Raw genomic sequence first — 24726 nt, 5'->3', positions numbered from 1 at the left:
CCCACCCGTTCCCGTGATCCGCGCAGCCCGTTTCGCCGGTCCCGTCCGGCAAGTCCTCAGTCTCGACAATGCATTGACACTCCGTCAAGGGTGCCCGTACGGTTCCCGGCCCATACCGCACGTGCACTTTCCCTCCTGGTGTCGACGCACCCGTATCACCGTGTTCCACCCGTATCACCCGCATCACCCGTGACCGGCCGTGATCAGCAGTGGTGACCCGTGTGTCGAGCCTCCTCACGCCCCTGGAGTGCCCGGATGCGCCGGAAACCCTCACCCTTCGCACTGGTCCTGCTCGGCCTCGGCACGTTTCTGCTCGTACTGGCCCCGATGCTCGCGTGGTACGTGGAACCGCGGGCCGCCGTGAACCCCGTCGACATCGACACGACCGCCGTCTACACCGGCACGGGCGCCTATTTCGACACCGCGCAGATCCAGACCCTGTTCGACAAGCGGATCACCATCACCCAGCAGGTCAGAGGCGATGTCGCCGACAGTGAGCACAGCGGGCGCGCCGTCTGGGACGTGACGACGACGGTCGACACGGACAAGTCGCTGCCCGCGGCCGACCCGTACGACGCGCTGGAGTTCTTCCCGAACCGCTGGGTCACCGACCGGAAGACCAACCAGCCGGTGCACTGCTGCCAGGAGAACCCGCGCTTCGAGGGCGACGCCTACCTCAAGTTCCCCTTCGACGTGCAGAAACACGCGTACCGCTGGTGGGACAACTCCCTCGGCGCACCCATCACGCTGGCCTACCGGGGCACCAAGAAGATCCAGGGCTACACGGGTTACCGCTTCACCGGCACGGTCCCCCCGACGAAGATCGGCACCCGGCTGGTGCCCGGCAGCATCGTCGACCAGCCCGGCCGCCCCCAGGTGCTGGCCGAGGAGTGGTACTCCAACCACGGCATCGAACTGGTCGTCGACCAGCGCACCGGCCGGGTGCTCTACGCCCAGGTCGGTCCGCGCAGGACGCTGCGCGCCCCGGGTTCCACGTACGACTCGACGCTGCTCCTGGACGCCGACAAGCTGGCCTTCACCACCGCCACCCAGAAGGACCAGGTGAAGCAGGCGAAGAAGGAGAGCGGTCAACTGCGCCTGCTGGGGCAGACGTTGCCGATAGGTGCCGGTGTGCTCGGGTTCGTCCTCGCCGCTGTGGGGGGCGCTTTGGTGGTACGAGGGCGACGGGGTCCCGGTTCGCCCGTTAACTCCCCTTCACCACTCACGATGTGATGGCCTGTCAGCTCCACAAAGCCCGGAATTTGTCACCTCGGTGAGTAGCAGCTTCCCAGCGCCGGGCGAAAACTATCCACCCCCACCCGAGCACAGCCCGCCCACACTCCCGTGACAGCCGGAACCCGCATCCCCCACAGATCGGCGGATTCACCCTCGAAGAGACCGACCCGCCCTACGCCCTACCCCCCACGCTGAGTTCCGCACCCTGAGACGAGTTGGAGCACCCATGCCCCAGCACGTGCCCTCCCCGCTGCGCGCCGCGGTCCCGCGCGACGCGCAGTCCCTCCCGGCGCTTCCCCCACCGCCGCGCCGCATCGTCTTCCTCGCCCACCGGGACCTGGGAAACCGGTCCGCGGGCGGATCCGAGATCCTCGTCGACCGGCTCGCCGAGGGACTGACCTCGCTCGGCCACCAGGTCACCCTGGTGTGCGGCGGGCCCGCCGCCTACCACGACTACCGGGTCGTCTCGGCGGGCGGCGACCTGGGCCACTTCCTGCGCGCCCGCTCCGCCTTCCACCGTCAGGTCGGCGGCTGCGACCTGCTGGTCGAGGTCTGCAACGGCATGCCCTACCTGGCGCCGCTCTGGCACCACGGCCCCACCCTGTGCCTGGTCAACCACGTCCACACGGACCTGTGGCGGATGCGGTTCGGCGGTCCGCTGGCGCCCGCCGCCCGGATCGGCCGAAGACTCGAACACTGGGCACTGGCGGGCGCACAGCGCGGCAATCTGCTGGTCGCCGTCTCGCCGTCGACGGCCCACGCGCTGCGCGCGATCGGGGTGCAGCGGGAGCGCATCCGGGTCGTGCACAACGGGGTCGAGGAGCCGGGCCCACGCGCCGAGCGCTCGCCGGAGCCGCTGTTCGTGGCGATGGGACGGCTGGTCGAGTACAAGCGGATCGATCTGCTGCTGCGGCTGTGGGAACGGGTCCGTCCGGTCACCGGCGGCCGGCTGGTGATCGTCGGCGACGGTCCCGAGCGGGAGAGGCTCCACCAACTGGCAGGCCCCGGCGTGGAGTTCGCCGGGCGTGTCTCGGAGGCCGAGAAGCACCGGCTGCTGTGCGCCGCGTGGCTGCTGCTGCATCCCTCCGCCGTGGAGGGCTGGGGCCTGGTGGTCACGGAGGCGGCGGCGCGCGAGACCCCCGCGATCGCCTTCGACGTGCCCGGTCTGCGCGACTCCGTGGTCGACGGCGAGACGGGTGTGCTGGCGCGCGGTGAGTCCTCCTTCGCGGCGGCCTGGTGCACCCTCGCCCTGTCCACCCACCGCCGCACCCTCATGGGCAAGTCCGCCCGCGACCGCGCGGCCCAGTACCGCTGGAACAACACGGTGCGCCAGTTCAGGGCGGTGGCCACGGAGGCGGCCACCTCCTGGCGGAGGTGACGCCCATGGACGGCGACCCCGAAATACCCCGCCGAGCCCCCGCCACCGGCCGCCCCCCGGACACGCCCGACACCGACGCCGCGAGCACGCCCAGTGCCGTGAAGGGCCCACCCGTCGGCGGAAGGGCCACGGCCGACGGGGCGGTGCGGCCCGCCGGGGGCACCGCCCCGGCCCCGGACCGCTCCCGTGCCCTTGGCGACCCGGCCGCCCCGCACAGCCCCGCCCCCTCGCTCCCCACCCCCGCCGGAGGCGCGCCCGTCTGGAAGGACCCCTCCTTCCGGCGTTCGTTCGCACTGTTTCGGGCCTTCATGCGGGAGCAGGACGACCCCGAGGGCTGCTACTCGTTGCTGGCCCGTGACGCCGCCGACCAGGTCGAGGCGTACGGCGGCGTCGAGGGACGCACCGTCGTGGACGTCGGGGGCGGCGGCGGGTACTTCACCGCGGAGTTCCGGCGGCGCGGGGCACAGGCGTATCTCTTCGAGCCGGACGTAAGGGAGTTGGGGGCGAAGCCCGACGGCTCGGCGGTCGTCGCGGACGGGTATCTGCTGCCGCTCGCGGACGGGGTCGCCGACGTCACCTTCTCCTCCAACGTCCTCGAGCACGTGGCCGATCCGCAGACGTTCCTGAGCGAACTGGTCCGCGTCACCCGGCCCGACGGGCTGATCTACGTCTCGTTCACCAACTGGCTCTCCCCCTGGGGCGGTCACGAGTGGGCGCCCTGGCACTACCTCGGCGCGGAGCGGGCGCGGGCCCGCTACCACCGCCGTACCGGAAAGCCCGCCAAGCACACCCTCGGCGAGAACCTGTTCGCCGTGCACATCGGCCCCACCCTGCGGCAGGTGCGCGCCCGCGACGACGTCACGGTCGTCTCGGCGCGCTCCCGCTACTGGCCCATCCTCGCCTCCGCCGTCACCAGGGCGCCGGGGCTGCGGGAGTTCGCCACCTGGAACCTCCTCCTCATCCTCCGGCGGTGTCCACCATGACGACCACGGTCCAGGCTCCTCCCCCGGCGGCCGTCCGCCCCGTCTCGACCACGTCCGGCCCCCCGCACGGGCCACGGTCCAGGCGCTGGCTGCTGGGGTTCTGGGCCGTGGTGTTCGTGCTGTTCCTGGCCGTGCACCCCGGACGCATGACGTTCGACACCAAGCTCGGCGTCGCGCTCGACCCATGGCAGTTCCTGTCCGACCTGGGCCAGTTGTGGCACGACCGGGGCGGCTTCGGCGGCATCCAGGACCAGTACGTGGGTTACGTCTGGCCGATGCTGCCGTTCTACGGCCTGTGCAAGCTGATCCACCTCCCGGTGTGGCTGGCGGAACGGCTGTGGCTGTCGATCGTCGTGTCCGTCGCCTTCTGGGGCGCCCTGCGGCTGGCCGAACGACTGCGGATCGGGAACGGTTCCTCCCGGCTACTCGCCGCCGTCGCGTACGCGCTCTGGCCGGTCTTCACGATCGTCGTCGGCTCGACCTCCGCCGCCGCGCTCCCCGGCGCCCTCCTCCCCTGGGTCCTGCTCCCCCTCACCGACGAGCGCTACAGCGCCCGCGTCGCCGCCCTCCGCTCGGCGCTCGTCGTCCCCTTCATGGGCGGTGTGAACGCGGCGGCGACCCTCGCCTCGCTGCTCCCCGTCGGGCTGTATCTGCTGTCCCGTCCACGTGGACCCCGACAGCGCAGACTGATCACCTGGTGGCTACCGGGCGTGATCCTGGCGACGGCCTGGTGGGTGATCCCGCTGCTGATGCTCGGCATCTACGGCGAGAACTTCCTCCCGTACGTGGAGACCTCGGGGACCACGACCGCCACCATGTCGGCCACGGAGTCCCTGCGCGGCGCCGGGAACTGGGTCGCGTACCTCCACTTCGGCGAGGCGTGGCTGCCGGCCGGCTGGACCGTCGCCGCCTCGGTGATCGTGATCGTCTGCTCGGCGCTCGCGGCGGGGCTGGGTCTCGCCGGGCTCGCCCGGCGTGACATGCCCGAGCGCCGCTGGCTGGTCCTGACCGTGCTGTCGGTCGCGCTCCTCACCCTCGCGGGGTACGGCGGTGCGTTCGGCGCGCCCTTCCACGGCGTCGTCCAGGACTGGCTGAACGGCTGGCTGGTCCCCTTCCGCAACATCTACAAGTTCCAGACGGGCCTCGCCCTGGCGCTGGTGTTCGGCCTCGCGCATCTCGTCGGGGTCGCCGCCGAGCCACGCGGAGCCCGTCCCGTACGCGGCCGCCGCTACGCACCCCTCGTCGCGGCCCTGCTGATCCTGCCCGGCCTCGCCTGGCCGTACCTCAACGGGTCGATCCTCAACCCGGGTTCCTTCCAGCAGCTCCCCAAGTACTGGCAGTCCACCGCCGACTGGCTGAAGAAGTACTCCCCCGACTCCCGTGCCCTCGTCGTCCCCGCCACCGCGCACGGCCTCTACACCTGGGGCTCCCCCATCGACGAGCCCCTCGACGTGCTCGCCGACTCCCGCTGGGCCGAGCGGGACTACGTCCCCTTCGGCACCCCCGGCAACCGGCGCGCCATGGACGCCGTCGAGCAGGCGCTCATGACCGGCAGTGACGTCCCCGGCCTCGGGGACTACCTGAGCCGCGCCGGGCTCTACTACGTCGTCGTCCGCAACGACCTCGACCCGGACCAGGTCGGATACGTCCCGACCCAGACCGTGAAGCGGACCCTGGAACAGTCGGGCTACGAGCGGGTCACCGGCTTCGGACCGGTCGTGACCGGCGGCCGGATCGCCCACCACGCCCCGCTCCAGGTCGAGGGCCTCTACCCGCGCGAGCGCGCCGTCGAGATCTACGAACCGGCGAGCAACGGCGCACCGCGCCCCGGGCAGGCCGGGCTGAGCGCCATCGCGGACACCGCCGTCGTCTCCGGCGGCCCCGAGGCGCTGCTGCCGCTGGCCGCCGACCCCTCGATGCGCGGCCGCCCCGCCGTCCTGACCGGCGACAACCATCCCGGCCTCGGCACCGCCGCGGTCCAGGTGGTCGGCGACGGGCTACGGCGCGCCGACACCCGCTTCGGCCTGGTCAACTCCAACACCTCGTACACGTACACGCCCGACCAGCGCAACGACAGCGACAGCGCCCAGGACGCCGGCAAGAAACCGCACCAGATCCTGCCGACCAAGGGCATCCAGCACCAGACGGTGGCCGAGCTGCGCGGCGCCCGCTCGGTGACCGCCTCCTCCACCGGCAACTGGCTGTTCTACCTTCCCCAGTACGACCCCGTGAACGCCTTCGACGGGAACCCCGACACCGCGTGGGCGGAGGGCGCGTCCGGTTCCGCGAACGGACAGTGGCTGCGGATCCGCTTCGAGGGGTCCCTGGACATGCCGAAGTCCTTCAAGGTCACCCCGCTGCCGCAGGACGGCATGCGGTCCGCGGCGACCCGGGTCCGGGTGGAGACAGAGAAGGGCTCCGCCACCAGCTATCTCGAACCCAACGGCATGACCCAGTCCGTCAAGGCGCCCGCCGGATCGACGAGTTGGGTGAAGCTGACGATCGTCGGCTCCACCGCGCAGCGCGCCGGCCTGACCGGCGCGGGCTTCTCCGAGATCGCCCTCCCGGACGTCCAGGTCACCCGCCTGCTGAAGCTGCCGACCGACGCCGCCGGCTCGGACGCCGCCGCCGAGATCGTCTCCCTGCACCGCACCACCGACCCCACCGGCCTCACCCCCACGGGCACGGAGGCGGGCCTGCACCGCACCTTCTCCACCTCGACGGCGGGATCGTACGAGGTGCGGGCGAGCGCCGTCGCGATCACCGGCGACGCACTCGACAAGCTGCTGTACGACGTCTCGCCCCAACAGCCGAACCGCATCGTCGCGACGGCCGACTCCACGACGGACCTCGGCCCCGGCCTCGACGCGCGCAATCTCACGGACGGCAACCTGACCACGGCCTGGATCGCCGGGGACAGGCCGACGATCCATCTGAGCTGGCCCGACAAGAAGCCCGTCTCGTCCATGGTCCTGGCCGCGGCCGGAGGCCTCTCCACCCGTCCGACGAAGATCGAGATCCGCTCCCCGGACGGGGACACGGTGGCCGACGTCGACGAGAACGGCTGGGCCCGCTTCGACCCGATCACCACGAACCACCTCGACATCACCGTCACCGAGACCGCGCCCCTGACGCTCCACAACCCCGTCGCGGGCGCCGACCTGCAACTGCCGGTCGGGCTGACGGAGGTGTACCTCCCGGCCCTCGCCGAGTACCGCACCACGCAGCCCGTGGAGACACAGGAGTTCTCGCTGCCCTGCGGGAAAGGACCGACGCTCGCGGTCGACGGGAAGCTGTACGCGACGAGCGCGAAGGGCACGGTGGGGGATCTCACCGAACGGCGGCCGGTCCAGCTGACGTTGTGCCAAGAGGGCTCCTCGAACACCGCGTTGGACCTCGGATCCGGCTCGCACCGGGTCGAGGCGGGCGACGCCGGGCCCCTCGCGGTCACGGACGTCACCCTCACCCGCGGGACCGTCGAGGCCGTCGCCGGTGCCGGGCGCTCCCTGCGCATCGTGGACTGGCTGGGCGACCGCCGCGAGGTGAAGGTCGGCTCCGGCGCCGCCTCGTACCTCACGACGTACGAGAACTACAACGACGGCTGGCAGGCCACGCTGGGCGGCAAGAAACTGACGCCCGTACGGCTCGACGGCTGGCAGCAGGGCTGGCGGATCCCGGCCGGCGCGGGCGGCACGGTCAAGTTGTCGTACGAGCCCTCGACGACGTACGAGGCCGGGCTGATCGGCGGCGGGGTCGGCGTGGCGGCTCTCGCGGGGCTCGTGCTGTGGCGTCGTCGCGAGGCCAACCCCGACGAGCCGCAGCCGATAGCGCCGGACGCCGGGCTCTGGCTCGGCACGGTGGCGCTCACCCTGGTGGGCGTGGTCATCGCGGGACCGTTCGCGCTGCTGGTCCCCGCGCTGGCGCTGCTCGCCCGGAAACGGCACGCGCTCCTCGTACCGATCGCGTTCCTCGCGCTCACCGGGGCGGGGATCGCCGCCGCCACGGGCGCCGGGTCGCCACCGGGCGCGAGCGAGGGCGCGTTCGGGCCCGCGGCGCAGTTGCTGGCGTTGATCGGGTTGTTCGCGGGCCTGGTGAGCGTCCAGGAGCCCGGGACCCGGCCGGCACCCCGGGCGTCCGGCCCGGTCCCGGTCCCGGACTCCCAGGCCCCGACGGCACCACTCCCCCGACGCCGCCGCGGCAAGAACGGCGGCCCCGGGGCCGCACCGGGTACGGGGGCCAGATCGGTCGGGGAGGCACCGGGCGGCGAACCCGGGCCGTCCGAGCCGACCGGAGCCGAGTCCCCCGCCCCGGCCCCCGGGCCCGACCGTGCCTCCAGCCCGACCATCTCCGCACGCGGCCCGGGTTCCGCCCCGCGCGAGGCGGGCGCGGGTGACACGGGTGCGGGTGACACGGGTGCGGGCGAGGCAGGCGCGGGCGAGGCCGATCCGCCCACCGCACGGATCGCCTTCCGCAAGGCGGGGAACCCGGCGGACGACGACACGGGAAGGGGCGAACCCCGATGACCGCGCTGGAGCACCCGGCACGGGACGGTACCGACGGACCGTCCCGGCCCCCCGCCCGCGTGCCGTTCCCCGTCGTGGACGAGGTCTCCCGGCACTGTCTCCAGGAGGAGGAACCCGAGACCGTCCACATCGAGGTCCACCTCCCCGGCCGACTGGACCCCGCCCGCCTCACCACGGCGTTCACCGAGGCCCTGCGCCGTCACCCCCGCATCCTGATGCGCGAGGCCGCGGGCCCCTGGTACCGCCGCCGCTACGAGTGGGAACTCACCCCCGATCCGGACGTGGAGGTCGTCTCCTTCCCGCCACCGGGCCCAGGCGCCCTCCAGCACGCACGGACCCGCGCCCTGCTGACCGCCCCGCCGCTGACCGCCTCGCCGCCCATCCGCCTGGAGGTGGTCGACGGCGCGGGCCCGCCGGTCGGCAGCGAGGCGACGGACGCGGTGGGCACGGCGCCGCGCCGAAGCGCCGCGCCACGTACCCACACCGCGCCACGTACCCGTACCGGCCCCCGCCCCAAGGGCACCGTCCTCTTCCTCACCGTCAACCACACCGCCCTCGACGGCCCCGCCTGCCTCCGCGTCCTCGCCACCGCCGCGGAGCTGTACGGAGGCAAGGACAACTCCCCGACCGCACCCCCCGTACGACCGCCCGAGGCCGAGGCGAAGGCCGTCCAGGTCGACACCCCGTCCACCTGGACCCCGCCCGCCCGCGTGGCCCGCGGCACCCCGGAGCCCTCGCCCGGAAACGGCCTCCTCGTCACCGAACTCGGCGTCCCGCACCGCCCCAAGGGCTCCCCGTACACCGTGAACGACCAACTCATGGCGGCCACCGCCCTGATGATCACGCACTGGAACAGGGAACACGGCGCCCGCCCGCGCCCCCTGCGCATCACGATGCCGGTCGACGACCGCCCCCGCGGCACGGACATGCCCATCGGCAACGGGACACGACTCGTCGAAGTCCCCTTCACGGTAGAGGAGTTGGACGCCGGGCGGATGGGCGAGCTGTTGCGCCGTACGGCGGAACGCACCCGCGCGCTCAAGTCGCTGCCCCGGCCCCAACTCGGCCACGGCGCCGCCCTCCTGACCGCCCCCGTGGTCCCGGTCGCCTGGCGCGCCGCCCTCACCCGGGGCCTGCGCCGCGCGGCCGGGCCCTGGACGTCGACCACACTGCTGAGCAACATCGGCCGCATCCCGTACGCGCTGGACTTCGGCGCGGAGGCGGGCCGCGCGCACGCGGTGTGGTTCTCGGCGCCCGCCCGGACGCCCCGCGGCCTGACCGTCACCACGGCGTCCACCGCGGGCCGTCTGCACGTCGCCCTGCGCTGGTCGCGCACCCTGCTCAGCCACGGCGACGGCGCCCACCTCCGCGACCTCTTCGAGCACTATCTGCACGCGACGGAGGAGGACGGCAGCCGATGACGCCCACGACCTCGACCCCTACCCCCACCCCTTCCGCTGTCTCGGCAACGGCCCCCGCTCGCCGGGGACTTCGCGACTTCTACGAGGATCCGAGCGTCCCCGTCGCCTCCGGCACCCCCCGCAGCCTCCGCCAGGCCCGGATACTCGCCGCCGCGCTCGGCCCCGCCACAGCCGGCGCGCGGACCGTGCTGGACATCGGCTGCGGCGACGGCACCGCCGCCGCGACCGCCGCACCCCTGCTCGCCGGACACCGTCTCGTCGGCGTCGACTGGTCGCAGGACGCCCTCAGACGCGCCCACGCCCGGCTGCCGTACGCGATCCGCGGCGAACTCACCGACGGCGGGCTGCCGTTCGCCGACGCCTCGGCCGACGCCGTCCTGTTCAGCGAGGTGATCGAGCACCTCGTGGACCCGGACGGTGCCCTGGACGAGATCCGCAGGGTCCTGCGCCCCGGCGGCCACCTGATGCTCTCCACCCCGAACCTCGCCGCCTGGTACAACCGCGCCCTGCTGCTCGCCGGTGTCCAGCCCGTCTTCTCGGAGGTGAGCCTGCGTGCGATCCACGGCCGCCCGGGGCGGGAGGTCGTGGGCCATCTGCGGCTCTACACGGCCCGCGCGCTGCGGGAGTTCGTGACCGCGGCGGGCTTCGAGGTCGTACGGCTGAGCGGGGCGCCCTTCCACGGCGTACCGCGTCCGCTGCGCCCCCTGGACCGACTGGCCTGCGCGGCGCCCGCCCTCTCCTCCATCCTGCTCCTGCACGCCCGAAGGACGTAGCCCATGTGGTGGGGAGTGGCCGCGGCCCTGCTGGCGAACGTCCTGTACAGCACCGGATTCGTCCTGGAGAAGCGCGCGCTCGCCGCACTGCCCGAGGTCGACATCCGCCGCCCCGCCCGGCTGCTGCGGCTGGTGCTCGGCAGCCCGCTGTGGATCGGCGGTTCACTGGCGCTGGCCTCCGGTTTCGGCGCCCAGCTCGCCGTCTACCGCACCCTGCCGATCGCCGCCGCCCAGGGCATCTTCGTCTCCGGGCTCGTGCTGCTGGTGCTGCTCTCCGCCCGGCTGCTCGGCGAGGAGACGTCGGGCCGCGAGCGGTACGCGCTCGGCGCGATCCTGCTGGCCCTGCTGATGGTGGTCCTCTCCCTGCGCGAGGGCTCGGACCGGGTCAGCCGCAGTGCCCCCGCGCCGCTGATCCTGACCGTCTGTCTGCCCTCGCTGGCGGCGGGCCTGTGGCTGTACGGGGCCGCCGAGCGCCGTGCGCGGCACCGGCACCGGATGCCGACGACGGGCGTCGAGTACGGCGTGGCGGTGGGCCTGCTGTACGGGGTGAGCTCGCTGGCCATCAAGGGCGTGTCGAGCTATCTGACGACGAGTGACCTGGCGGGGGCGGTGGTCGACGTGCTCCGCTCCCCGTACCCCTATCTCCTGCTCTTCACCGGCGCGTTCGGCCTGGTCATGTCCCAGGCGGCGCTGCAGCGCTGTCGGGCCTCGCTGATCGTGCCGGTCTGTACGACGGTGACCAGCCTGTTCACGGCGGTGCTCGGCACGCTCGCGTTCGGCGAGGCGCTGCCGCACGACCCGGTGCGGCTGACGCTGCGCCTGGCGGGCACCGCCCTCGCGGTGTCCGTGCTGCTGGTCATGCCCAAGCACGACGCGGCACCCCAACCCCCCATCGTGGCCAAGGAGCTGACGCCACCATGAACCCCGACGACCCGCTGTTGAAGATCCTGGCCTGCCCGCTGGACAAGGGCCCACTGCACCTGCTCACCTCGGACGAGGCCCTGAGCGACGAGGCGGCGCCGGACTCCGGGGCGGAGCCGAGCGCCGGGGAGGCGCTGTACAACCCGCGCCTGCGCCGCCGCTACCCGATCGTCGACGGCATCCCGCAGCTGCTGCCGTCCTCCGGCGAGCAGGTCACGGACGACGAGCACGAGGAACTCCTCAAGCGGATGGTCCCGTGACGAGGACGACGAGGACAATGAGGACGACGAGGACCTGGGCCGCCCGGCTCGCTCCCCACCTCCCCACCCGCCTCGTCGCGGCGAGCGCCCGGCTGGTCTACCCGCGCTTCGAACCCGAACTGGGCCGCCTCGCGGACCTCTGCCCGCCGGGCTGCGGCACGGCGGTGGACGTGGGCGGCTGGTACGGCCCCTGGACCCACCGCCTTTCAGGCCTGGCCCAGCGCGTGGTGACCGTCGAACCGGTCCCCCACCTGGCCGGACTCCTCTCCGCCACCGCCCCCTCCAACGTCCGCGTGATCCGCGCCGCCGCCTCCGACCGTCCGGGCACCGCGCGGCTCTGGTTCCCGCCGGACGACGCGGGCGACCGGGGCGTGTCGTCGTTGATCCGCCGGGACATCCACGCCCACGCGGTCGAGGTCCCGTGCGTGACCCTCGACAGCCTGGGCCTCCACGACGTCGACTTCGTCAAGATCGACGTGGACGGCAACGAACTCGCGGTCCTGCGCGGCGCGAAGGCCCTCCTGACCCGCGACCGCCCGGCCCTCTTCATCGAACTGGAGTCCCGAATCCAGCCGATCGCCCCGGTGGTCGACCACCTCACCGAGCGCGGCTACACGGGCTGGGTCCTGCCCGCGACCACCTGGCTGCCCCTGGCGTCCTTCCCCCTGGAGGCCCACCAGGCACGCACCTCCCACGTGGCCGCCCAGGGCCTGCTGCGCCGCGTCCTGCCCCCGCGCGGCCCCCGTTACGTCAACTCGGTCCTGTTCCTCCCGGACGGCCGCCGACCGGGCTCCCTCCCGATGCGCGACCATGGACCCCATGCCCGCCAAGCGACCCGCTAGCCCCTTCACCCCGCTCGACTTCCAACTGGTCCTGCTGCGCCGCATGGCCGACCACAACCCCGACCTCGTCGAGGACGCCCGCCACGAGCTGGGCGTCTCCATCGCCGACATGCGCGAGGCGAACCGCCGCTGGCAGGCGATGCTGCACGCCCCGCGCTCGCGGGCGGCGACCTCCCGCTACCGCTCGATCCTCGGCGCCCCCGAGTCCGTCACCCCTCGACAGATCGGCGACCTGTCCTGCGAGGCCCTGCTCTGGCCCGTCCCCCTCTGGCCCGACCTCCGCTTCGAGGTCCTCGTCGCCCCGAACGGCGTCGCCTGGAACGAGTGGCTGGTCCGCGCCCCGGGGCACACAGGTCCCGAACCCCGCAGCCTGGACGACCTCCGCCCCTGGTCCTGCACGGTCGACGAGGTCGGCCGCGCCTTCGCCCCCGCCCGCCCCCTGGAGGGCACGGCCCCGACCCGCTGGGGCCTGGCGTTCACGGCCCCGGACGCGTCCGGAGTGCCGCGGGAGTGCGCGGCGGAGTTCACGTGGGGGTTGCTGCAGCGCGTCGCCGTCAGCGGAGAGCGGCCTTGACGACGGCCTCCGCGACCACGGGCACCGACTCCGGGTGCAGCCACAGAAACAGGTTCGGCTCGACGAGCTCCAGCTCCATGACACACGGGTTCCCGTCGTCGCCGTCGACGAGGTCGACACGGGCGTAGAGCAGCTCCGAACCGTCCGTCCTCCGCGGCACGGCCGTCAACGCGCGCTCAGCGACGGCGAGTTCGGCCGGGGTCGGCTGCCAGGGCTCCAGGCGGGGGTGCGCGACCTTGTCCGCGTCGTAGGCCGTGCCGGGTTCGAGGACGGCGCCCTTGCGGCTGGCGTGCAGGAAGCGGCCGCCGTAGAACTGGAGGGCGCGTTCACCGGCCGTGTCGATGCTGGTCAGATACGGCTGGACCATGGCGGTCAGCCCCCGGTCGTGCATCCGCTCCAGCTGTCGCAGGGCCGTCTCCCGCTCCTCGGGCCGGTACCGGGCGGCGAGCCGCGCACCCGCGCCGGAGGTGGGCTTCACGACGTACTCGCGGTCGTCGGGGAACTCCGCGGGCGCACCCGGCGGGAGGTACCGGGTCGGCACGGTGGGCACCCCCGCCTCCGCGAGATCGCCGATGTACCGCTTGTCGGTGTTCCACCGCACCACCGCCGCCGGGTTCGCGAGCCGCGTCAGCTTCCCGCACCGCTCGGCCCACGCCACGAACTCCGCCACCCGCCAGCTGTAGTCCCAGGTGGACCGGATCACCACGAGGTCGAAGGCCGCCCAGTCGACGTCCGGATCGTCCCAGTACCCGACGACGGCCTCCGCCCCGGCGCCCTCCAGCGCCGCCCTCAGCACCGGCAGATCCCGGTCCAGACTCTCCGCGCCCTCCTCGGGCCGGTAGGTGGCGAGCGCGATACGTGCGCGGGCGGCGGCGGTGCGGGCCACGACGGACTCCATCCTGGTAACAGCTGATCCCCGGGGAGGCTAACAACCGGGGAGGGAACTCCGGCAACCCATTTGACCTTCACCTTCGGTGAAGCCACGGGGTCGACGGCGGAGCAACCCAGCCCGTCCGGCGTTTGAGGACGAGCCCTTCGGGCGAGCGGGGGTCTGGGGGCGAAGCCCCCAGGGACGGGAAGGGTAGGGGCGGCGGGGGCGAACCAACCCCAGCTTGCGATTGATCTCGGGCGCGCAGAGGCCGACGACCGGGGCGCTCGCGAAGGCGCACGGCCCCGTCCCCGGATCCGGCCAGGCGGGAGCTGCAGGCGCACTCGACCGACGTCGAGGCCGAGACCGTCGGTCGGCGGGAGCTCGTGGCGTTTCTCGTGGATCACCTCTCGTACACGTCGAGGAAGGACACCACCATGCTCGAACTCCGCTACTCCGCACTCTCCGACTCCGGTCTGGTCCGACCGGCCAATCAGGACACGGCCCACGCGGGCGCCCGCGTCCTCGCCGTGGCCGACGGCTTCGGCACGGGCGGCGCGCCCGCCAGTACGGCGGCCGTGGAGGCCCTGAAGTCCCTGGACGGCGAACCCCTTCCGGGCGGGAGCGTCCTCAACCTGCTGGAGGACGCGGTGCAGGAGGCCGCCCGGGCCGTCCGGGACGCCGCACCGGGCAAGGACGACGGCACCACCCTCACCGCCATGGTGTGGACCGGATCCCAGCTCGGGCTGGTCCACATCGGCGACTCCCGCGCCTATCTGCTGCGCGACGGCGAGCTGTTCCGGATCACGCACGACCACACCATGGTCCAGTCGATGATCGACGAGGGCCGGCTCACGCCGGAGGAGGCCGTCGTCCATCCCCAACGTGCCCTGCTCCTGAAGGCACTCACCGGCGGCGCCGACTCCGTCGTACCCGATCTGCGGTTGTGCGACGCCCTGCCCGGGGATCGCTACCTGCTCTGCTCGGACGGGCTCTCCACCGTCGTGGCGGACGAGGAGCTCCGGCGGCTATTGGGCTCGGCCCCGGCTCCCGACGCGGCGGTACGGTCCCTCGTCGAAGCCGCGATCGACGGCGGCGGGCCCGACAACGTGAGCTGTGTGGTGGCGGAGGTGGTGGAGGTGGCGGAGGCCGACAGGGGTCAACGGCTCGGCTGACTCAGGGTGGGGCCCGGCACGCTCTCCCCCGAGGTGGCCGCGGCCTCGCGTACCGCCCTGATGTCGGCGGGGTGGCGCAGGGCCCGGGACACTGCGTCGATCTCCGCCAGCAGGTTCTCCGTGTCCGGGGTGTTGAGGGGCACGGCGGTGTCGTCCTGGCGGGTGCGCTTCCTGGTCTCGATGGCGTCCTGGATGGTCACGGCGTGGGCGAGGGCCCCCGCCCGGCCGGCCCCGAAGCCGAGGCCGAGGGCGGCGTCGTACGCCTTCCGCCGGAGGTCCTCGTCGATGAAGCGGGACAGGTGCAGCAGCGCGTCCCGGATGAACGTCTCGCGGCGTGTCAGGCGCAGTTCGGGGGTGGCACGGAGTCTGAAGGGGACGCGTCCGCCGCCGGTGACGGTCCCCATCAGGCGGTACAGGGGGCGCAGGTGCCAGTGGCCGAGCCGGGTGCGAACGCGGCGATGCAGATACTGGCCGGTGTGCGGAAGGATGAAGCCGACCGCGATGAGGATGGCGGAGAGGCAGGCGACCGGCGGGGCGAGCCCGGTGCTCAGCCAGTCGAGGTCGTGTCCGGTCCAGCGGGCGACGACGGCGCAGAACTTGGAACCGTCGTAGAGCAGGTTCATCACATAGCCGACGCCGAGGAACTTCAGACCGCCGCGCAGCCAGACGTCGAGTCCGCCGGCGCGGATCCAGTTCCAGATCAGCTTGGACGTGATCAGGGCGGCCACGGTGTGCGCGAGCAGGTAGAGCACGATCTCTTCGCGCATGAAGGGGGTGTTGGCGTAGTACGTGTCGAGGTCCCGTATCCGCTCGACGGGGACGTCGGCGAGCGCGAACAGCACCCACAGTGCGACGATCACGCTCGCGTAGACGGTGACCACCCAGCGGGTGGCGCGGCGGGTGACGCCGGAGCGGTCGGAGATGCCGTTGCGCCATGCGGTGATCAGGAGCAGGCAGGCGCCGCAGAACGCGGTGATGAGGCTGTAGACCAGGGGGGCCGCGATGTTCGGTACGCCGGTGACGCGGTTGGTCCAGGTGATGGTCGCCGGTGCCGCGAAGACGAAGACGCCGCAGGCGAGCACGAGCAGGCCGCCGACGGCACGCAGCAGCGGGTCCTTCCACAGCTTGACGATGCTGGGCAGTTTGATCGCCAGCGCGGCGGTGAGGACCGCCGTCGGGATCCAGAAGGAGATGTAGAGCCCGGCGAAGAAGCGGGAAGGATTCATCGCCGGTCAGTCCTCGGGTCCGCGGTAGCCGAGGGAGGCCTGGATGGCCTGTCCGACCGGGTCGACGGGGCCCTTCGTACGCGGGCCGGTCACCCAGGAGCGGAAGGCACTGGCGAGGTGCAGGCCGAAGTCCTCCGCCTCGGCCTCGTCGGCCTCGTGCGAGCCGTTGCGGGCGGCGACGGTGAGCGCGATCTCCTGCCAGCCGGGGTCGTCGGACAGCGCGCTGGCGGCGGCCGCACCGGCGTAGTGGTGGGGGGAGTGGGAGTGCCCCGCCATCATGTGCCACAACTCGTGGCCGAGTATGACGAGTTGCTGCACGGTCTCGGCGCGTTCCTCGACGATGACGAGGTCGAAGTCGTGGAACTCCATCCACAGCCCGGTGACTTCGATCTCGTCCGGGAAGCGCTCGAAGCGGAGCTGGATGGGGCGGCCGTCGCGGCGCCGGCTCATCTCCTGGCAGAGGGCCTCGGCCAACTCCCGTACGTCCACGGGCGCGTCGAGTCGTCTCTTCAGCGCGCGGGTGAGCTCGACGGCGAGGCCACGCATCTCGGAGTCGGCCCGGCGGGAGAGGAGAACGGTGGCGCGCTTCCACGCGCGACGGACCGGCCGCATCTTGAGGAAGGGCTTCACCGTTCCGCCTCCTCGCTCTCGCTGCTCAGCAGACCCTCGAGCATGAGCGTGAGCGCCTCCTGCTTGCGGGGTGTCAGCCGTCGGCCCCGCAGGGCGAGCGTGACGACTCCGTGCTTGAGCGTGAACCTGAGCAGCGGTCCGTCCTCGGCTCCGCCGTCCAGCTCACCGACGACGCGCTGCAGTGCGCCGTTCAGGACGACGGGGGCCGGATCGGTGAAGAACTTCGTGCCCTCCTCGATGCGGAAGAACTCCGCGAGCCGGGTGAGGTCGGGCACGTTCGGCATCTTGTCGCCGTTGAGCAGACTGCGGGCCCACTTGTCACTGATCCCGAGCCGCCCGGCGACGTCCCGGCACACATCGGCGGGCCGCTTCCCGCTCTCGTCGAGATACGCCTCGTACAGCGCGCGGACGCGTCCGCGGATGCGGTCGTCGACCTTGTCGTCGAGGGCCCCCGACCCGTCGAGGAGCGCCCGGACCTCCCCCTCGGCCAGGGCCGTTCTTCTCGACAACTCCCCTACGTCGAGGACCTCCCCGCGATCGAGGCCCTTCTCGGCGAGGTGCGCGTCGAGACGCGCGAGTGTCTCGCGAAGAGGAGCCGGCGACGCACTCACCCATGCACTCCCGGAAGTTGACCCGTCAAATTCTCACCCTGTGGGCCGAGACTACGGTCCCCGACGGGGCCCGCGCCATGCTTTCCGAACGATCGTTCCCAGTTCAAGAACGATCGCTCCTGTGGGGAGAGGCGTCGAAGGCCGGGGCGAAGACCGGGTCCAGGGAGCGGTCGAGGGAGCGGTCGAAGAAGGACACGGCCCGGTCGATGGCAGGCAGGACGTAGGTGTCGTCGTCGTACAGCCCGATGTGGTCGCTGGTGTCGAGCAGGAGGAGTTCCTTGGGCTCGGGGGCCGCCGCGAAGGCGGCTTCCGCGTCGGCCACCGGGATGGCCTGGTCGCCGCTGCCGTGCACGATCAGCAGCGGGGCGGTGACGAGCGGCAGGAAGGCGTCGACGTCCAGCGTCAGTTCCTGGAGCACGGAGAGCGCGGTGCAGCGGTTCTCCCATCCGGGGGTGGCCCCGCGCTCGGTGCCGTAGTACGCGTACGGCTCGGGGCCGGGGTTTCCCGCGGGCATGCCCTCGGGGTTGACGGCGGGCCAGTACTCGACCTCGCCGGTGTCGGACTGCCGCTGTGCGATCCGCGCGAACTCGGCGGTCAGAGCGGCGAAGTTCTCGGTGCCGAACCGGTCGCGGATCAGCTCGGGGTTGTTGTAGGCGGCCGCGATCAGAGCCACGGCCTTGACCCGGGGGTCGAACGCGGCGAGCTGGGTCGCGTAGATCCCGCCGAGGCACACCCCGGCGAGCGCGATCCTCTCGGGGTCGACCTCCGGCCGGGCGGCGAGGAAGCCGATCGCGGCTCGCAGGTCGGACACCTTCGCGGTGGCGTCCTCGTGCTGGCGCGGCTGTCCTTCACTGTCGCCCCAGTTGCGGTGGTCGAAGGCGAGGGCCACGTACCCGCGGGCCGCGAACCGCTCGGCGTAGTAGCCGGTGACCTGTTCCTTCACCCCGGAGAACGGCCCGGTCAGCACCACCGCGCCACGCTGCTCGGTGCCGGGCTCGGGCAGATGGAGGTTCCCGACGAGCCGGTATCCGTCACTGCTGAACTCGATCTTCTCGACCGTCGTCATCGCGCTTCCCCTTACGTGTGAACTGAGTTGACGTACCTTGCCGACATCGCTACCGCGACCGCTGTCGACGCAGAGGAAATTAGCCCCGACGACTGCCCGCCGTATTGCACGTTCTTGCCCCTGGAGGTCAGCGGGTCAGCCCGGAGCCCAACCCGTCCATGCCGTGCCCCTGTACGTCGACTGGTACACGGCGGGGGTCGCCCCGTACGTCCGGGCGAACACCCGGGTCAGATGCGACTGGTCGTGGAACCCCGTCGCGTACGCCACCTCGGCGATCCCCGTACCCCGCCGCAGCAACTCCCTGGCCCGGTCCAGCCGGAGCCGCAGATGCAGCTTGTGCGGCGCGAGCCCGAACCACGCCGTACACGCGCGCACGAGCCGGTACTTGCTGAGCCCCGCCACCACGCTCAGCTCGTCCAGCGTCACATTGCGGGCCAGGTTCTCGCGCAGATACTCGCGTACGATCCCGGGCACGCGCCCCGCCGTGACCCGCCCGCGCTCCTCCTCGTACGAGTGCCGCGCCAGCAGGGAGACGAGGTCCAGCACCCCGGTCTCCCGCCGCAGCGCGGACCCGGCGGACTCCGACGACCCCGCGGGTTCCGAGGGCACGTACAAGGCCCGGTGCACGGCGCGGAATCGGCGGGCCAGTGTGCTGTCCTGGATCACCGGATCCCCGAACCGCACGGCCTCCGGTGGCGTGACCTCGGCGATCAGGGAGGTCGACACACACATGATGAGCCAGCGCGCCGAGCCGGGATCGTCCGGCGCCCCGGAGTGCGCGTCGTCCGGGTGCAGCGCGACCAACTGCCCAGGAACGGCCCGGAAGGTCGTCCCGCGCCGACGCACGCTGAACCCGGACCCGCTCACGAGGACGACCTTCAACTCCTCGTGCACGTTTCCGCTGTACGCCTGCGCCCGCCCGTCCACCACCACGACGTCGGGCACGTCCCCGGACACCCGAGGAACCCCCGTGTACTCCTCCCCCGCCATGCCCACCACACTAGGGATCAACGGGGCGTGATGCGACCCAACTCCCTTGACCTGTCCTGCAGTCATGATTCCCTGGAATCACCTTCCGGCGGGGCTGACATCCCGGTGAGGGCCGAGATCCGCACATTCTCCACCGGCCCGTCCGGAGTAGCACCGAGCCGCGCCCAGGCCACCGTGATCCCGCCACGCTCCGCGAGGAGGACGGTGAACCGCCGCTGCGAGCCGGCGATGACCGCCAGGTAGACCCTGGCCGTGCCTGCGGCCTTCAGCCCGTCGACGGCCTCGGCCAGTCCCAGGCGCGGAGTGACACCCGTGTCGAGCATCGTCTCGTACCGGAAGGACCAGCAGTCCCAGAGTGGATGCGCGCACCCGGTCTCGTCCGGCGGACGCGGTCTCGCGTCCGGAGTGCACCTCAGTCGGCGGTGAACTCGTATCGCAGCTCGTACAAGTGCCCCGCCTTGACCAGGACCGACGCTTCGATGGGCCTTTCGCCATCGCTGTAGACCACGCGCAGTGTGCGCAGCACCGGTAGATCGCTTGGGAGTTGCAGTGCCCGGTACTGCTCCTGGGTGGGCACACGGGCGGACACCTTGTCCACGGTGAGCCGCGGCGGGTGCCCGAGGTCCGCGAGGAGCGCCGGCGTCCCGCCCTTGATTCGGCGACGCGTGGCGATCGCGGTGTCCTGGGCGATGTCCAACGGGTAGTAAGACTTGACCAGTTCGACCGGTTCGTCGTCGATCAGCAGAAGTTGCCCCCGAAGCAGGGCGGTGCCGCCCGGCGCCAGCCACAGGGCCTCCGCCACATCCGCTGGAGGCACGACCTCCGCCACCTCGAGCAGTTCGCTGCGCGCCCCAGCCCCGCCCTTGGAGGACTCCGTGACCCACCGGTAGGGCTCACCCGGCTCGGCGGGAGCCATGTACGCGGCGGGCCGGACCGTCCGCTGCCGATGCTCTCGTACGGTGACGGCGGCGCCTGCCCGCCCGACGACCAGCCTTTCGTCTTTGAGGAGTTGCAGCGCCTTCTGGACAGTGGCGTTCGACGCGTCGAAGCGGGCCTTGAGCTGAACGGTGGACGGCAGATTGGCCCCAGGTGACAGATCTCCGCTCATGATGTCGTCGCGCAGATCGGCCGCGATCCGCTCGTGGAGAGAGCGGCGGTCGAAGTCGTCCTCCTCAGATCTGGGCACGGTCACCGATCCTGATCTCATAGCGGAGTTGCTGGCGGTGCGCGGGCATGACCATGCGGTCGACCTGGATCGGGCGGTCGTTCCGATCCAGGGTGACCCGGGTCAGCTGCAGGACGGGTTCGCCGTCCGCGGTCCGCAGCACTCCCCGCTCGTCCGCGGTCGGCATACGGGCCACGACGTCCTCCCGCACCCGAGCTCCCGTATGCCCGAGCTCGGCGAGCAGCGTGACCGCCCCTCCACGGATCTTGGCCGTAGATTCGAGCCGGGTGCCTCGAGCGATGTCGAGGGGGTAGTACGTGTCCGTCAACTCGCTCGGCTCGTCGGCGAGGTAGATGACGCGTCGGCGTACGACGACCGGCTCCGCCTCGGGCAGCCCGAGCAGCTCCGCGATCCCGGGAGGCGCTGACACCTCGCCCGCGTGCACGACTCGCTGGCTGCCCCGCTGCCCCCGCGCTTCGAGCTCCGCGCTCCAGGCGTCCGACTGCCCGTGCTCACGCGGGGTCAGATACGGCACCGAGGTACTGGTCCACTCGCCGGGACTCATGGCGTCCCCTTCCTCGTGTCCGTGCGCCCGCCCAACCTTGCCGCTTTACACAGTAAGCGAGTTGGTGGCGCGAGTCCCCCAAGTACCAACCTTGCTGCTTTTCGTGAATAGCGGTACGTTTCTCAGGATCGTACAGCTCAGGATCAAGGTGGTGGTTCACCGTGTCCCTGCTACGGCACCGACGGTTCCCGCGCGCACGCGCCTCTGTCCGCGCGGCACGCGAGTTCGCCCTCGCCACGCTCACGGAATGGGGAATCACCGACCGCCATGACGACCTAAGGCTGTGTGTCTCGGAACTCGCCACCAACGCGGTGCTCCACGGAGTGCCGCCCGGCAGGCAGTACTTACTCCGTCTCTCCCTGGACTCCAACCTGCTCAAGGTCGAGGTACTGGACAGCGGAGACGGTGATCCCGAAGTCCGCGAGCCTGACGTGGAAGGGTGCGGCGGCCGAGGGCTCTAGCTGGTCCGGGAGTTGGCCGACGAGTTCGGCGTCATCGACCACAGCTTGGGCAAAACCGTTCGGGCCGTCTTCAAAGTCGCGGCACCCCCTGGCCCGTAGTACCCGGGCCGGTGAACGATTCCGCCAGGACACCGCACAGCGCGTCGAGCGCCGCCGGGTATCCGCGTTCCGGCGGGGCGGCGAACCCGATCAGAAGGCCGCCCGGACGGTCGGCGGTGGGGGTGTGGTGGAGTTCCGTGAGACCGCGCAGGGCCAGGCCGCGGGTGGAGCAGGTGGCCAGCAGGGCGGCCTCGGTGGGGCCGTCGGGTGGCAGGGTGACCAGGGTGTGCAGGCCGGCGGGGACGCCGTGGACGGTGAGGCCGAGGAAGGCGGAGATCCTGTCGATCAGGAGTTCGCGGCGTCGGCGGTAGCGAAGACGGGCGGCGCGGATGTGGCGGTCGTACGCGTGCGTGGCGATCACGTCCGCCAGGACCAGCTGACCCAGTGTCTCGGAGTACTGGTCGGCCTCCTCCTTGGCCCGGACGAACGGCGCCACGAGGTCCGGCGGCAGGACCGACCAGGCGAGGCGGAGGGCGGGGCCGAGCGTCTTAGACGTCGTACCGCAGTACACGACGTGGTCGGGGGCCAGGCTCTGGAGCGCGCTCACCGGGTGGCGGTCGTAGCGGAACTCGCCGTCGTAGTCGTCCTCGACGATCAGTCCGCCGGTCGCGCGCGCCCAGGCGGAGACGGCCTGGCGGCGGCCGGGGTGCAGGGGCACGCCGGTCGGGTAGTGGTGCGAGGGGGTGAGGAAGACCGTGTGGGTGGGCGCGGCCAGGGCGGCGACATCCGCGCCGTGCGCGTCGACCGGCAGCGGGTAGGGGGCGAGGCCCGAGCGGCGGACGGTCTCGCGGTAGAAGTCGTGGCCGGGGTCCTCCACGGCGGCGACGGCTCGGCCCTGTGCCGACAGGACCCGGCAGAGGAGCCGCACTGCCTGGTAGTAGCCGGAGGTGATCACAATGCGGTCCGGGGTGGTGAGCACGCCGCGGGTGCGGCCCAGGTAGTCGGCGAGTGCGGTGCGCAGTTCGATACGGCCCTGGGGGTCGCCGGGGCCGAACGCCTCGGGGCGGGCCCGGTCGAGGACGCGGCGCGTCGCGGCGAGCCAGACCCGGGTCGGGAACGCGCCGAGGTCGGGGCGGCCAGGGCGCAGGTCGTGTGCCGGGGAAGGGGTACGGGTACAGGTGGCGACAGGTGGTGTCTGTGCCGGCAGGTCGGGCGGTACGTCCGCGACCCTCGTGGCCGCTCCCGGCCTGGTGGCCACATACCCCTGCTCCGCGAGTTGGTCGTAGGCGGCGGTCACGGTGCCGCGCGAGAGGCCCAGCTCCCGCGCGAGGCCCCGCGTCGACGGCAACGGGGTCCTGGCGGTCAGCCGGCCGGATCGGATCGCCTCGCGCAGCGCGGCTTCGAGGCGGCTGCGGCGACCGCCCTCCGCACCGAGGTCGAGATGCAGGTCGACGTGTCCGTCCAGCCGCCAACTGGTCCAGTTTTCGGGCATGGGACTGGATCTTAATTCTGGTCCGGAGGGTTTCTAGGGTCGGTCCCGGACCGGAAACACGACCCCCCGAAAGGACCTCATCTTGATCGTGATCGCGCACGTCAGCGACCTCCACATCGACAGCGGGCAGCGCAGCGTCGAGCGGGCCCGTGCCGTCATGACGTATCTGGAAGACCTGCCCTACGACCTGGACGCCGTTCTCGTCACGGGGGACATCGCCGACCACGGGCTGCCCTCCGAGTACGAGCAGGTCGGCCGGCTCCTCGCCTCCCGGCATCCGGTCCTGGTCTGCCCGGGCAACCATGACGAACGCGCCGCGTTCCGAACGCACCTCCTCGGGCTGCCGTCCGCGCCGGGCCCCGTCAACCAGGTCCACCACGCGCCCGGTCTCGTGCTCGCGCTGTGCGACTCCTCGGTGCCGGGCAAGGACCACGGTCATCTGGACGACGAGACCCTGGCCTGGCTGGACGACGTACTGACGGACACCACGGCTCCGGTCCTGGTCGCCTTCCACCACCCCCCGGCCACGCTCAACATGCCGTACGTGGACGGCATCCGTCTCTTCGACGAGCACCGCCTCGCCGAACTGGCCGCCCGCCACCCCCACCTCACCGCCTTCCTGACCGGCCACGCCCACACCCCGGCGGCCACCACCTTCGCCGGCCGTCCGCTCCTGGTCGCCCCCGGCGTCGTCTCCACCAGCCGCCTCCCGTGGGAACACCGCGCCCACCCGCACGACCACGTCCACCTGGACCTGCCGCCCGCGCTCGCGTTCCACGTCCTGGACGAGGAGCGACGGTTGACCACCCACTACCGAAGCGTCGCAATGTGACCTTCTCCCCACCATCCGGGGCCCCAAGACCGGGCACGATCTCCTCCATGTCGATCTCAGGAACGGACGCCCACGCCGCCACGGACCCCACCACCCTCCCCCCGCTCGTCCGGCGGGCCCTCGTTGCCGCGCGTCGTCACGGATTCGCGCACGCGTGCCGTCCGGAGCAGGGCCGTCTGCTGCACGCGTTGGCGGGCGGTGCGCGGGCGCGGATCGGTGAGACGGGTACGGGGTGCGGGGTGGGGCTCTCATGGCTGGCGTCCGGGGCACGGGAGGGCGTACGGCTGTTCAGCGTGGAGCGCGACGCCGAGCGGGCCCGGGTCGCGGCCGAGGTCTTCGCCGACCGGCCCGAGGTCGAGGTGATCCACGGCGACTGGCGGCGGATCGAGGAGCACGGCCCGTACGACCTGCTGGTCCTGGACGGCGGCGGCACCGGCAAGACGCCCGACGACGACCCGGCCGACCCCGCCCGGCTCCTGACTCCGGGCGGCACCGTGGTGGTCGACGACTTCACCCCGGCCACCGGATGGCCGCCCCTGCACAAAGGTGCCCCCGACCGGGCCCGGCTGCACTGGCTGAAGCATGTCGCCCTGCACACGGTCGAACTCCGCCTCGCCGAGGACCTCGCCACGCTGGTGGGCACGCGGCGACGGCTCGCCCCGACGGGGCCGAGCTCGTCATCGGAGTGAGCGCGG

Annotated in this window: 23 protein-coding genes and 1 pseudogene; 14 read left to right on the top strand and 10 right to left on the bottom strand. The window is 72.1% G+C overall.

Translation table 11 applies throughout. From position 1 onward, the window contains the following. The first annotated feature begins 255 nt into the window (after positions 1-255). The 10 genes from KVT44_RS01335 to KVT44_RS01290 all read left to right on the top strand — a co-directional run bounded on the left by KVT44_RS01335 (position 256) and on the right by KVT44_RS01290 (position 12911). Positions 256-1233, top strand: a complete 978-nt coding sequence (locus KVT44_RS01335; protein WP_217565760.1) for a DUF3068 domain-containing protein — start codon at positions 256-258, stop codon at positions 1231-1233. Positions 1234-1462: 229 nt separating this feature from the next. Then, positions 1463-2614: a glycosyltransferase family 4 protein gene (locus KVT44_RS01330; protein ID WP_099922823.1), complete on the top strand. Its 1152-nt coding sequence runs from the start codon at positions 1463-1465 to the stop codon at positions 2612-2614. A 308-nt stretch (positions 2615-2922) separates the two neighbouring features. Beyond that, a complete protein-coding gene (locus KVT44_RS01325) occupies positions 2923-3597 on the top strand; it encodes a class I SAM-dependent methyltransferase (RefSeq protein ID WP_075026884.1) in 675 nt (224 codons plus the stop codon). Further along, positions 3594-8120 carry an alpha-(1->3)-arabinofuranosyltransferase gene (locus tag KVT44_RS01320; protein WP_217565951.1) on the top strand — a complete coding sequence of 1509 codons (4527 nt, stop codon included), beginning with the start codon at positions 3594-3596 and terminating at the stop codon, positions 8118-8120. The genes KVT44_RS01325 and KVT44_RS01320 overlap by 4 nt, the downstream gene beginning before the upstream one ends. Next, positions 8117-9541: a condensation protein gene (locus KVT44_RS01315; RefSeq protein WP_217565759.1), complete on the top strand. Its 1425-nt coding sequence runs from the start codon at positions 8117-8119 to the stop codon at positions 9539-9541. The genes KVT44_RS01320 and KVT44_RS01315 overlap by 4 nt, the downstream gene beginning before the upstream one ends. Continuing rightward, entirely contained in the window at positions 9538-10314 is a 777-nt protein-coding gene (locus KVT44_RS01310; protein ID WP_099922820.1) for a bifunctional 2-polyprenyl-6-hydroxyphenol methylase/3-demethylubiquinol 3-O-methyltransferase UbiG, read from the top strand. The genes KVT44_RS01315 and KVT44_RS01310 overlap by 4 nt, the downstream gene beginning before the upstream one ends. 15 nt (positions 10315-10329) lie before the next feature. Further along, on the top strand, positions 10330-11235 hold the full coding sequence (locus KVT44_RS01305; RefSeq protein WP_075026885.1) for a hypothetical protein: 906 nt from the start codon (positions 10330-10332) through the stop codon (positions 11233-11235). Continuing rightward, positions 11232-11495 (top strand): Trm112 family protein, encoded by a 264-nt coding sequence (locus tag KVT44_RS01300; RefSeq protein WP_217565758.1) that lies wholly within the window; start codon positions 11232-11234, stop codon positions 11493-11495. The genes KVT44_RS01305 and KVT44_RS01300 overlap by 4 nt, the downstream gene beginning before the upstream one ends. A 17-nt stretch (positions 11496-11512) precedes the next feature. Beyond that, positions 11513-12337 carry an FkbM family methyltransferase gene (locus tag KVT44_RS01295; protein ID WP_217565757.1) on the top strand — a complete coding sequence of 275 codons (825 nt, stop codon included), beginning with the start codon at positions 11513-11515 and terminating at the stop codon, positions 12335-12337. Beyond that, on the top strand, positions 12306-12911 hold the full coding sequence (locus tag KVT44_RS01290; RefSeq protein ID WP_217565756.1) for a hypothetical protein: 606 nt from the start codon (positions 12306-12308) through the stop codon (positions 12909-12911). Before KVT44_RS01295 ends, KVT44_RS01290 begins: the two co-directional genes overlap by 32 nt. On the opposite strand, the gene KVT44_RS01285 is transcribed toward KVT44_RS01290, so the two are convergent. Further along, complete coding sequence (locus KVT44_RS01285) at positions 12892-13809, bottom strand: RimK family alpha-L-glutamate ligase (protein WP_217565755.1); 918 nt, start codon at positions 13807-13809, stop codon at positions 12892-12894. The two genes, KVT44_RS01290 and KVT44_RS01285, sit on opposite strands and share 20 nt — an antisense overlap. A gap of 290 nt (positions 13810-14099) precedes the next feature. Between KVT44_RS01285 and KVT44_RS01280 the strand changes: the two are divergent. Beyond that, positions 14100-14954 (top strand): annotated as a pseudogene (locus KVT44_RS01280) (PP2C family serine/threonine-protein phosphatase); the annotation flags it as partial. On the opposite strand, the gene KVT44_RS01275 reads toward KVT44_RS01280, so the two are convergent. The 8 genes from KVT44_RS01275 to KVT44_RS01240 all read right to left on the bottom strand — a co-directional run bounded on the left by KVT44_RS01275 (position 14939) and on the right by KVT44_RS01240 (position 21207). Beyond that, positions 14939-16180 (bottom strand): MAB_1171c family putative transporter, encoded by a 1242-nt coding sequence (locus tag KVT44_RS01275; RefSeq protein ID WP_217565754.1) that lies wholly within the window; start codon positions 16178-16180, stop codon positions 14939-14941. The pseudogene KVT44_RS01280 and the gene KVT44_RS01275 overlap by 16 nt on opposite strands. 6 nt (positions 16181-16186) lie before the next feature. Further along, positions 16187-16792 carry a toxin-antitoxin system, toxin component family protein gene (locus KVT44_RS01270; protein WP_217565949.1) on the bottom strand — a complete coding sequence of 202 codons (606 nt, stop codon included), beginning with the start codon at positions 16790-16792 and terminating at the stop codon, positions 16187-16189. A gap of 14 nt (positions 16793-16806) precedes the next feature. Continuing rightward, positions 16807-17421: a transcriptional regulator gene (locus KVT44_RS01265; RefSeq protein ID WP_217565753.1), complete on the bottom strand. Its 615-nt coding sequence runs from the start codon at positions 17419-17421 to the stop codon at positions 16807-16809. 103 nt (positions 17422-17524) lie between these two features. Beyond that, positions 17525-18487, bottom strand: a complete 963-nt coding sequence (locus KVT44_RS01260) for an alpha/beta hydrolase (protein WP_217565752.1) — start codon at positions 18485-18487, stop codon at positions 17525-17527. Between the two features lie 135 nt (positions 18488-18622). Continuing rightward, positions 18623-19477 carry an AraC family transcriptional regulator gene (locus KVT44_RS01255; protein ID WP_217565751.1) on the bottom strand — a complete coding sequence of 285 codons (855 nt, stop codon included), beginning with the start codon at positions 19475-19477 and terminating at the stop codon, positions 18623-18625. 62 nt (positions 19478-19539) lie between these two features. After that, complete coding sequence (locus KVT44_RS01250) at positions 19540-19800, bottom strand: hypothetical protein (RefSeq protein WP_217565750.1); 261 nt, start codon at positions 19798-19800, stop codon at positions 19540-19542. A gap of 89 nt (positions 19801-19889) precedes the next feature. Beyond that, positions 19890-20669 carry a GntR family transcriptional regulator gene (locus KVT44_RS01245; protein ID WP_099922811.1) on the bottom strand — a complete coding sequence of 260 codons (780 nt, stop codon included), beginning with the start codon at positions 20667-20669 and terminating at the stop codon, positions 19890-19892. Beyond that, positions 20650-21207: a GntR family transcriptional regulator gene (locus KVT44_RS01240; RefSeq protein ID WP_217565749.1), complete on the bottom strand. Its 558-nt coding sequence runs from the start codon at positions 21205-21207 to the stop codon at positions 20650-20652. Before KVT44_RS01240 ends, KVT44_RS01245 begins: the two co-directional genes overlap by 20 nt. 161 nt (positions 21208-21368) lie before the next feature. On the opposite strand from KVT44_RS01240, the gene KVT44_RS01235 reads away from it, so the two are divergent. Beyond that, positions 21369-21668, top strand: a complete 300-nt coding sequence (locus KVT44_RS01235) for an ATP-binding protein (protein WP_308313885.1) — start codon at positions 21369-21371, stop codon at positions 21666-21668. A gap of 70 nt (positions 21669-21738) precedes the next feature. Here KVT44_RS01235 and KVT44_RS01230 read toward each other — a convergent pair whose 3' ends face one another. Beyond that, the gene (locus tag KVT44_RS01230) at positions 21739-23199 is read right to left on the bottom strand and encodes a PLP-dependent aminotransferase family protein (protein ID WP_217565748.1); all 1461 of its coding nucleotides are present in this window, start codon (positions 23197-23199) and stop codon (positions 21739-21741) included. 82 nt (positions 23200-23281) lie between these two features. Between KVT44_RS01230 and KVT44_RS01225 the strand changes: the two genes are divergently transcribed. Together KVT44_RS01225 and KVT44_RS01220 are read left to right on the top strand one after the other, a co-directional pair. Next, complete coding sequence (locus tag KVT44_RS01225) at positions 23282-24031, top strand: metallophosphoesterase (RefSeq protein WP_217565747.1); 750 nt, start codon at positions 23282-23284, stop codon at positions 24029-24031. Positions 24032-24078: 47 nt separating this feature from the next. Then, the gene (locus KVT44_RS01220; protein ID WP_217565746.1) at positions 24079-24720 is read left to right on the top strand and encodes an O-methyltransferase; all 642 of its coding nucleotides are present in this window, start codon (positions 24079-24081) and stop codon (positions 24718-24720) included. Positions 24721-24726 lie beyond the last annotated feature (6 nt).

It is taken from the genome of Streptomyces sp. GbtcB7, assembly GCF_019091445.1.
GTDB lineage: Bacteria > Actinomycetota > Actinomycetes > Streptomycetales > Streptomycetaceae > Streptomyces > Streptomyces mirabilis.
This window is presented reverse-complemented; position numbering and strand designations above follow the sequence as displayed.

Bases quoted from the DNA above. Each gene is read 5' to 3' on its own strand.
- KVT44_RS01335 (WP_217565760.1), top strand. From the start codon at position 256: ATGCGCCGGAAACCCTCACCCTTCGCACTGGTCCTGCTCGGCCTCGGC.
- KVT44_RS01330 (WP_099922823.1), top strand. From the start codon at position 1,463: ATGCCCCAGCACGTGCCCTCCCCGCTGCGCGCCGCGGTCCCGCGCGAC.
- KVT44_RS01325 (WP_075026884.1), top strand. From the start codon at position 2,923: ATGCGGGAGCAGGACGACCCCGAGGGCTGCTACTCGTTGCTGGCCCGT.
- KVT44_RS01320 (WP_217565951.1), top strand. From the start codon at position 3,594: ATGACGACCACGGTCCAGGCTCCTCCCCCGGCGGCCGTCCGCCCCGTC.
- KVT44_RS01315 (WP_217565759.1), top strand. From the start codon at position 8,117: ATGACCGCGCTGGAGCACCCGGCACGGGACGGTACCGACGGACCGTCC.
- KVT44_RS01310 (WP_099922820.1), top strand. From the start codon at position 9,538: ATGACGCCCACGACCTCGACCCCTACCCCCACCCCTTCCGCTGTCTCG.
- KVT44_RS01300 (WP_217565758.1), top strand. From the start codon at position 11,232: ATGAACCCCGACGACCCGCTGTTGAAGATCCTGGCCTGCCCGCTGGAC.
- KVT44_RS01295 (WP_217565757.1), top strand. From the start codon at position 11,513: ATGAGGACGACGAGGACCTGGGCCGCCCGGCTCGCTCCCCACCTCCCC.
- KVT44_RS01290 (WP_217565756.1), top strand. From the start codon at position 12,306: ATGGACCCCATGCCCGCCAAGCGACCCGCTAGCCCCTTCACCCCGCTC.
- KVT44_RS01285 (WP_217565755.1), bottom strand. From the start codon at position 13,809: ATGGAGTCCGTCGTGGCCCGCACCGCCGCCGCCCGCGCACGTATCGCG.
- KVT44_RS01275 (WP_217565754.1), bottom strand. From the start codon at position 16,180: ATGAATCCTTCCCGCTTCTTCGCCGGGCTCTACATCTCCTTCTGGATC.
- KVT44_RS01270 (WP_217565949.1), bottom strand. From the start codon at position 16,792: ATGCGGCCGGTCCGTCGCGCGTGGAAGCGCGCCACCGTTCTCCTCTCC.
- KVT44_RS01260 (WP_217565752.1), bottom strand. From the start codon at position 18,487: ATGACGACGGTCGAGAAGATCGAGTTCAGCAGTGACGGATACCGGCTC.
- KVT44_RS01255 (WP_217565751.1), bottom strand. From the start codon at position 19,477: ATGGCGGGGGAGGAGTACACGGGGGTTCCTCGGGTGTCCGGGGACGTG.
- KVT44_RS01250 (WP_217565750.1), bottom strand. From the start codon at position 19,800: ATGCTCGACACGGGTGTCACTCCGCGCCTGGGACTGGCCGAGGCCGTC.
- KVT44_RS01240 (WP_217565749.1), bottom strand. From the start codon at position 21,207: ATGAGTCCCGGCGAGTGGACCAGTACCTCGGTGCCGTATCTGACCCCG.
- KVT44_RS01230 (WP_217565748.1), bottom strand. From the start codon at position 23,199: ATGCCCGAAAACTGGACCAGTTGGCGGCTGGACGGACACGTCGACCTG.
- KVT44_RS01220 (WP_217565746.1), top strand. From the start codon at position 24,079: ATGTCGATCTCAGGAACGGACGCCCACGCCGCCACGGACCCCACCACC.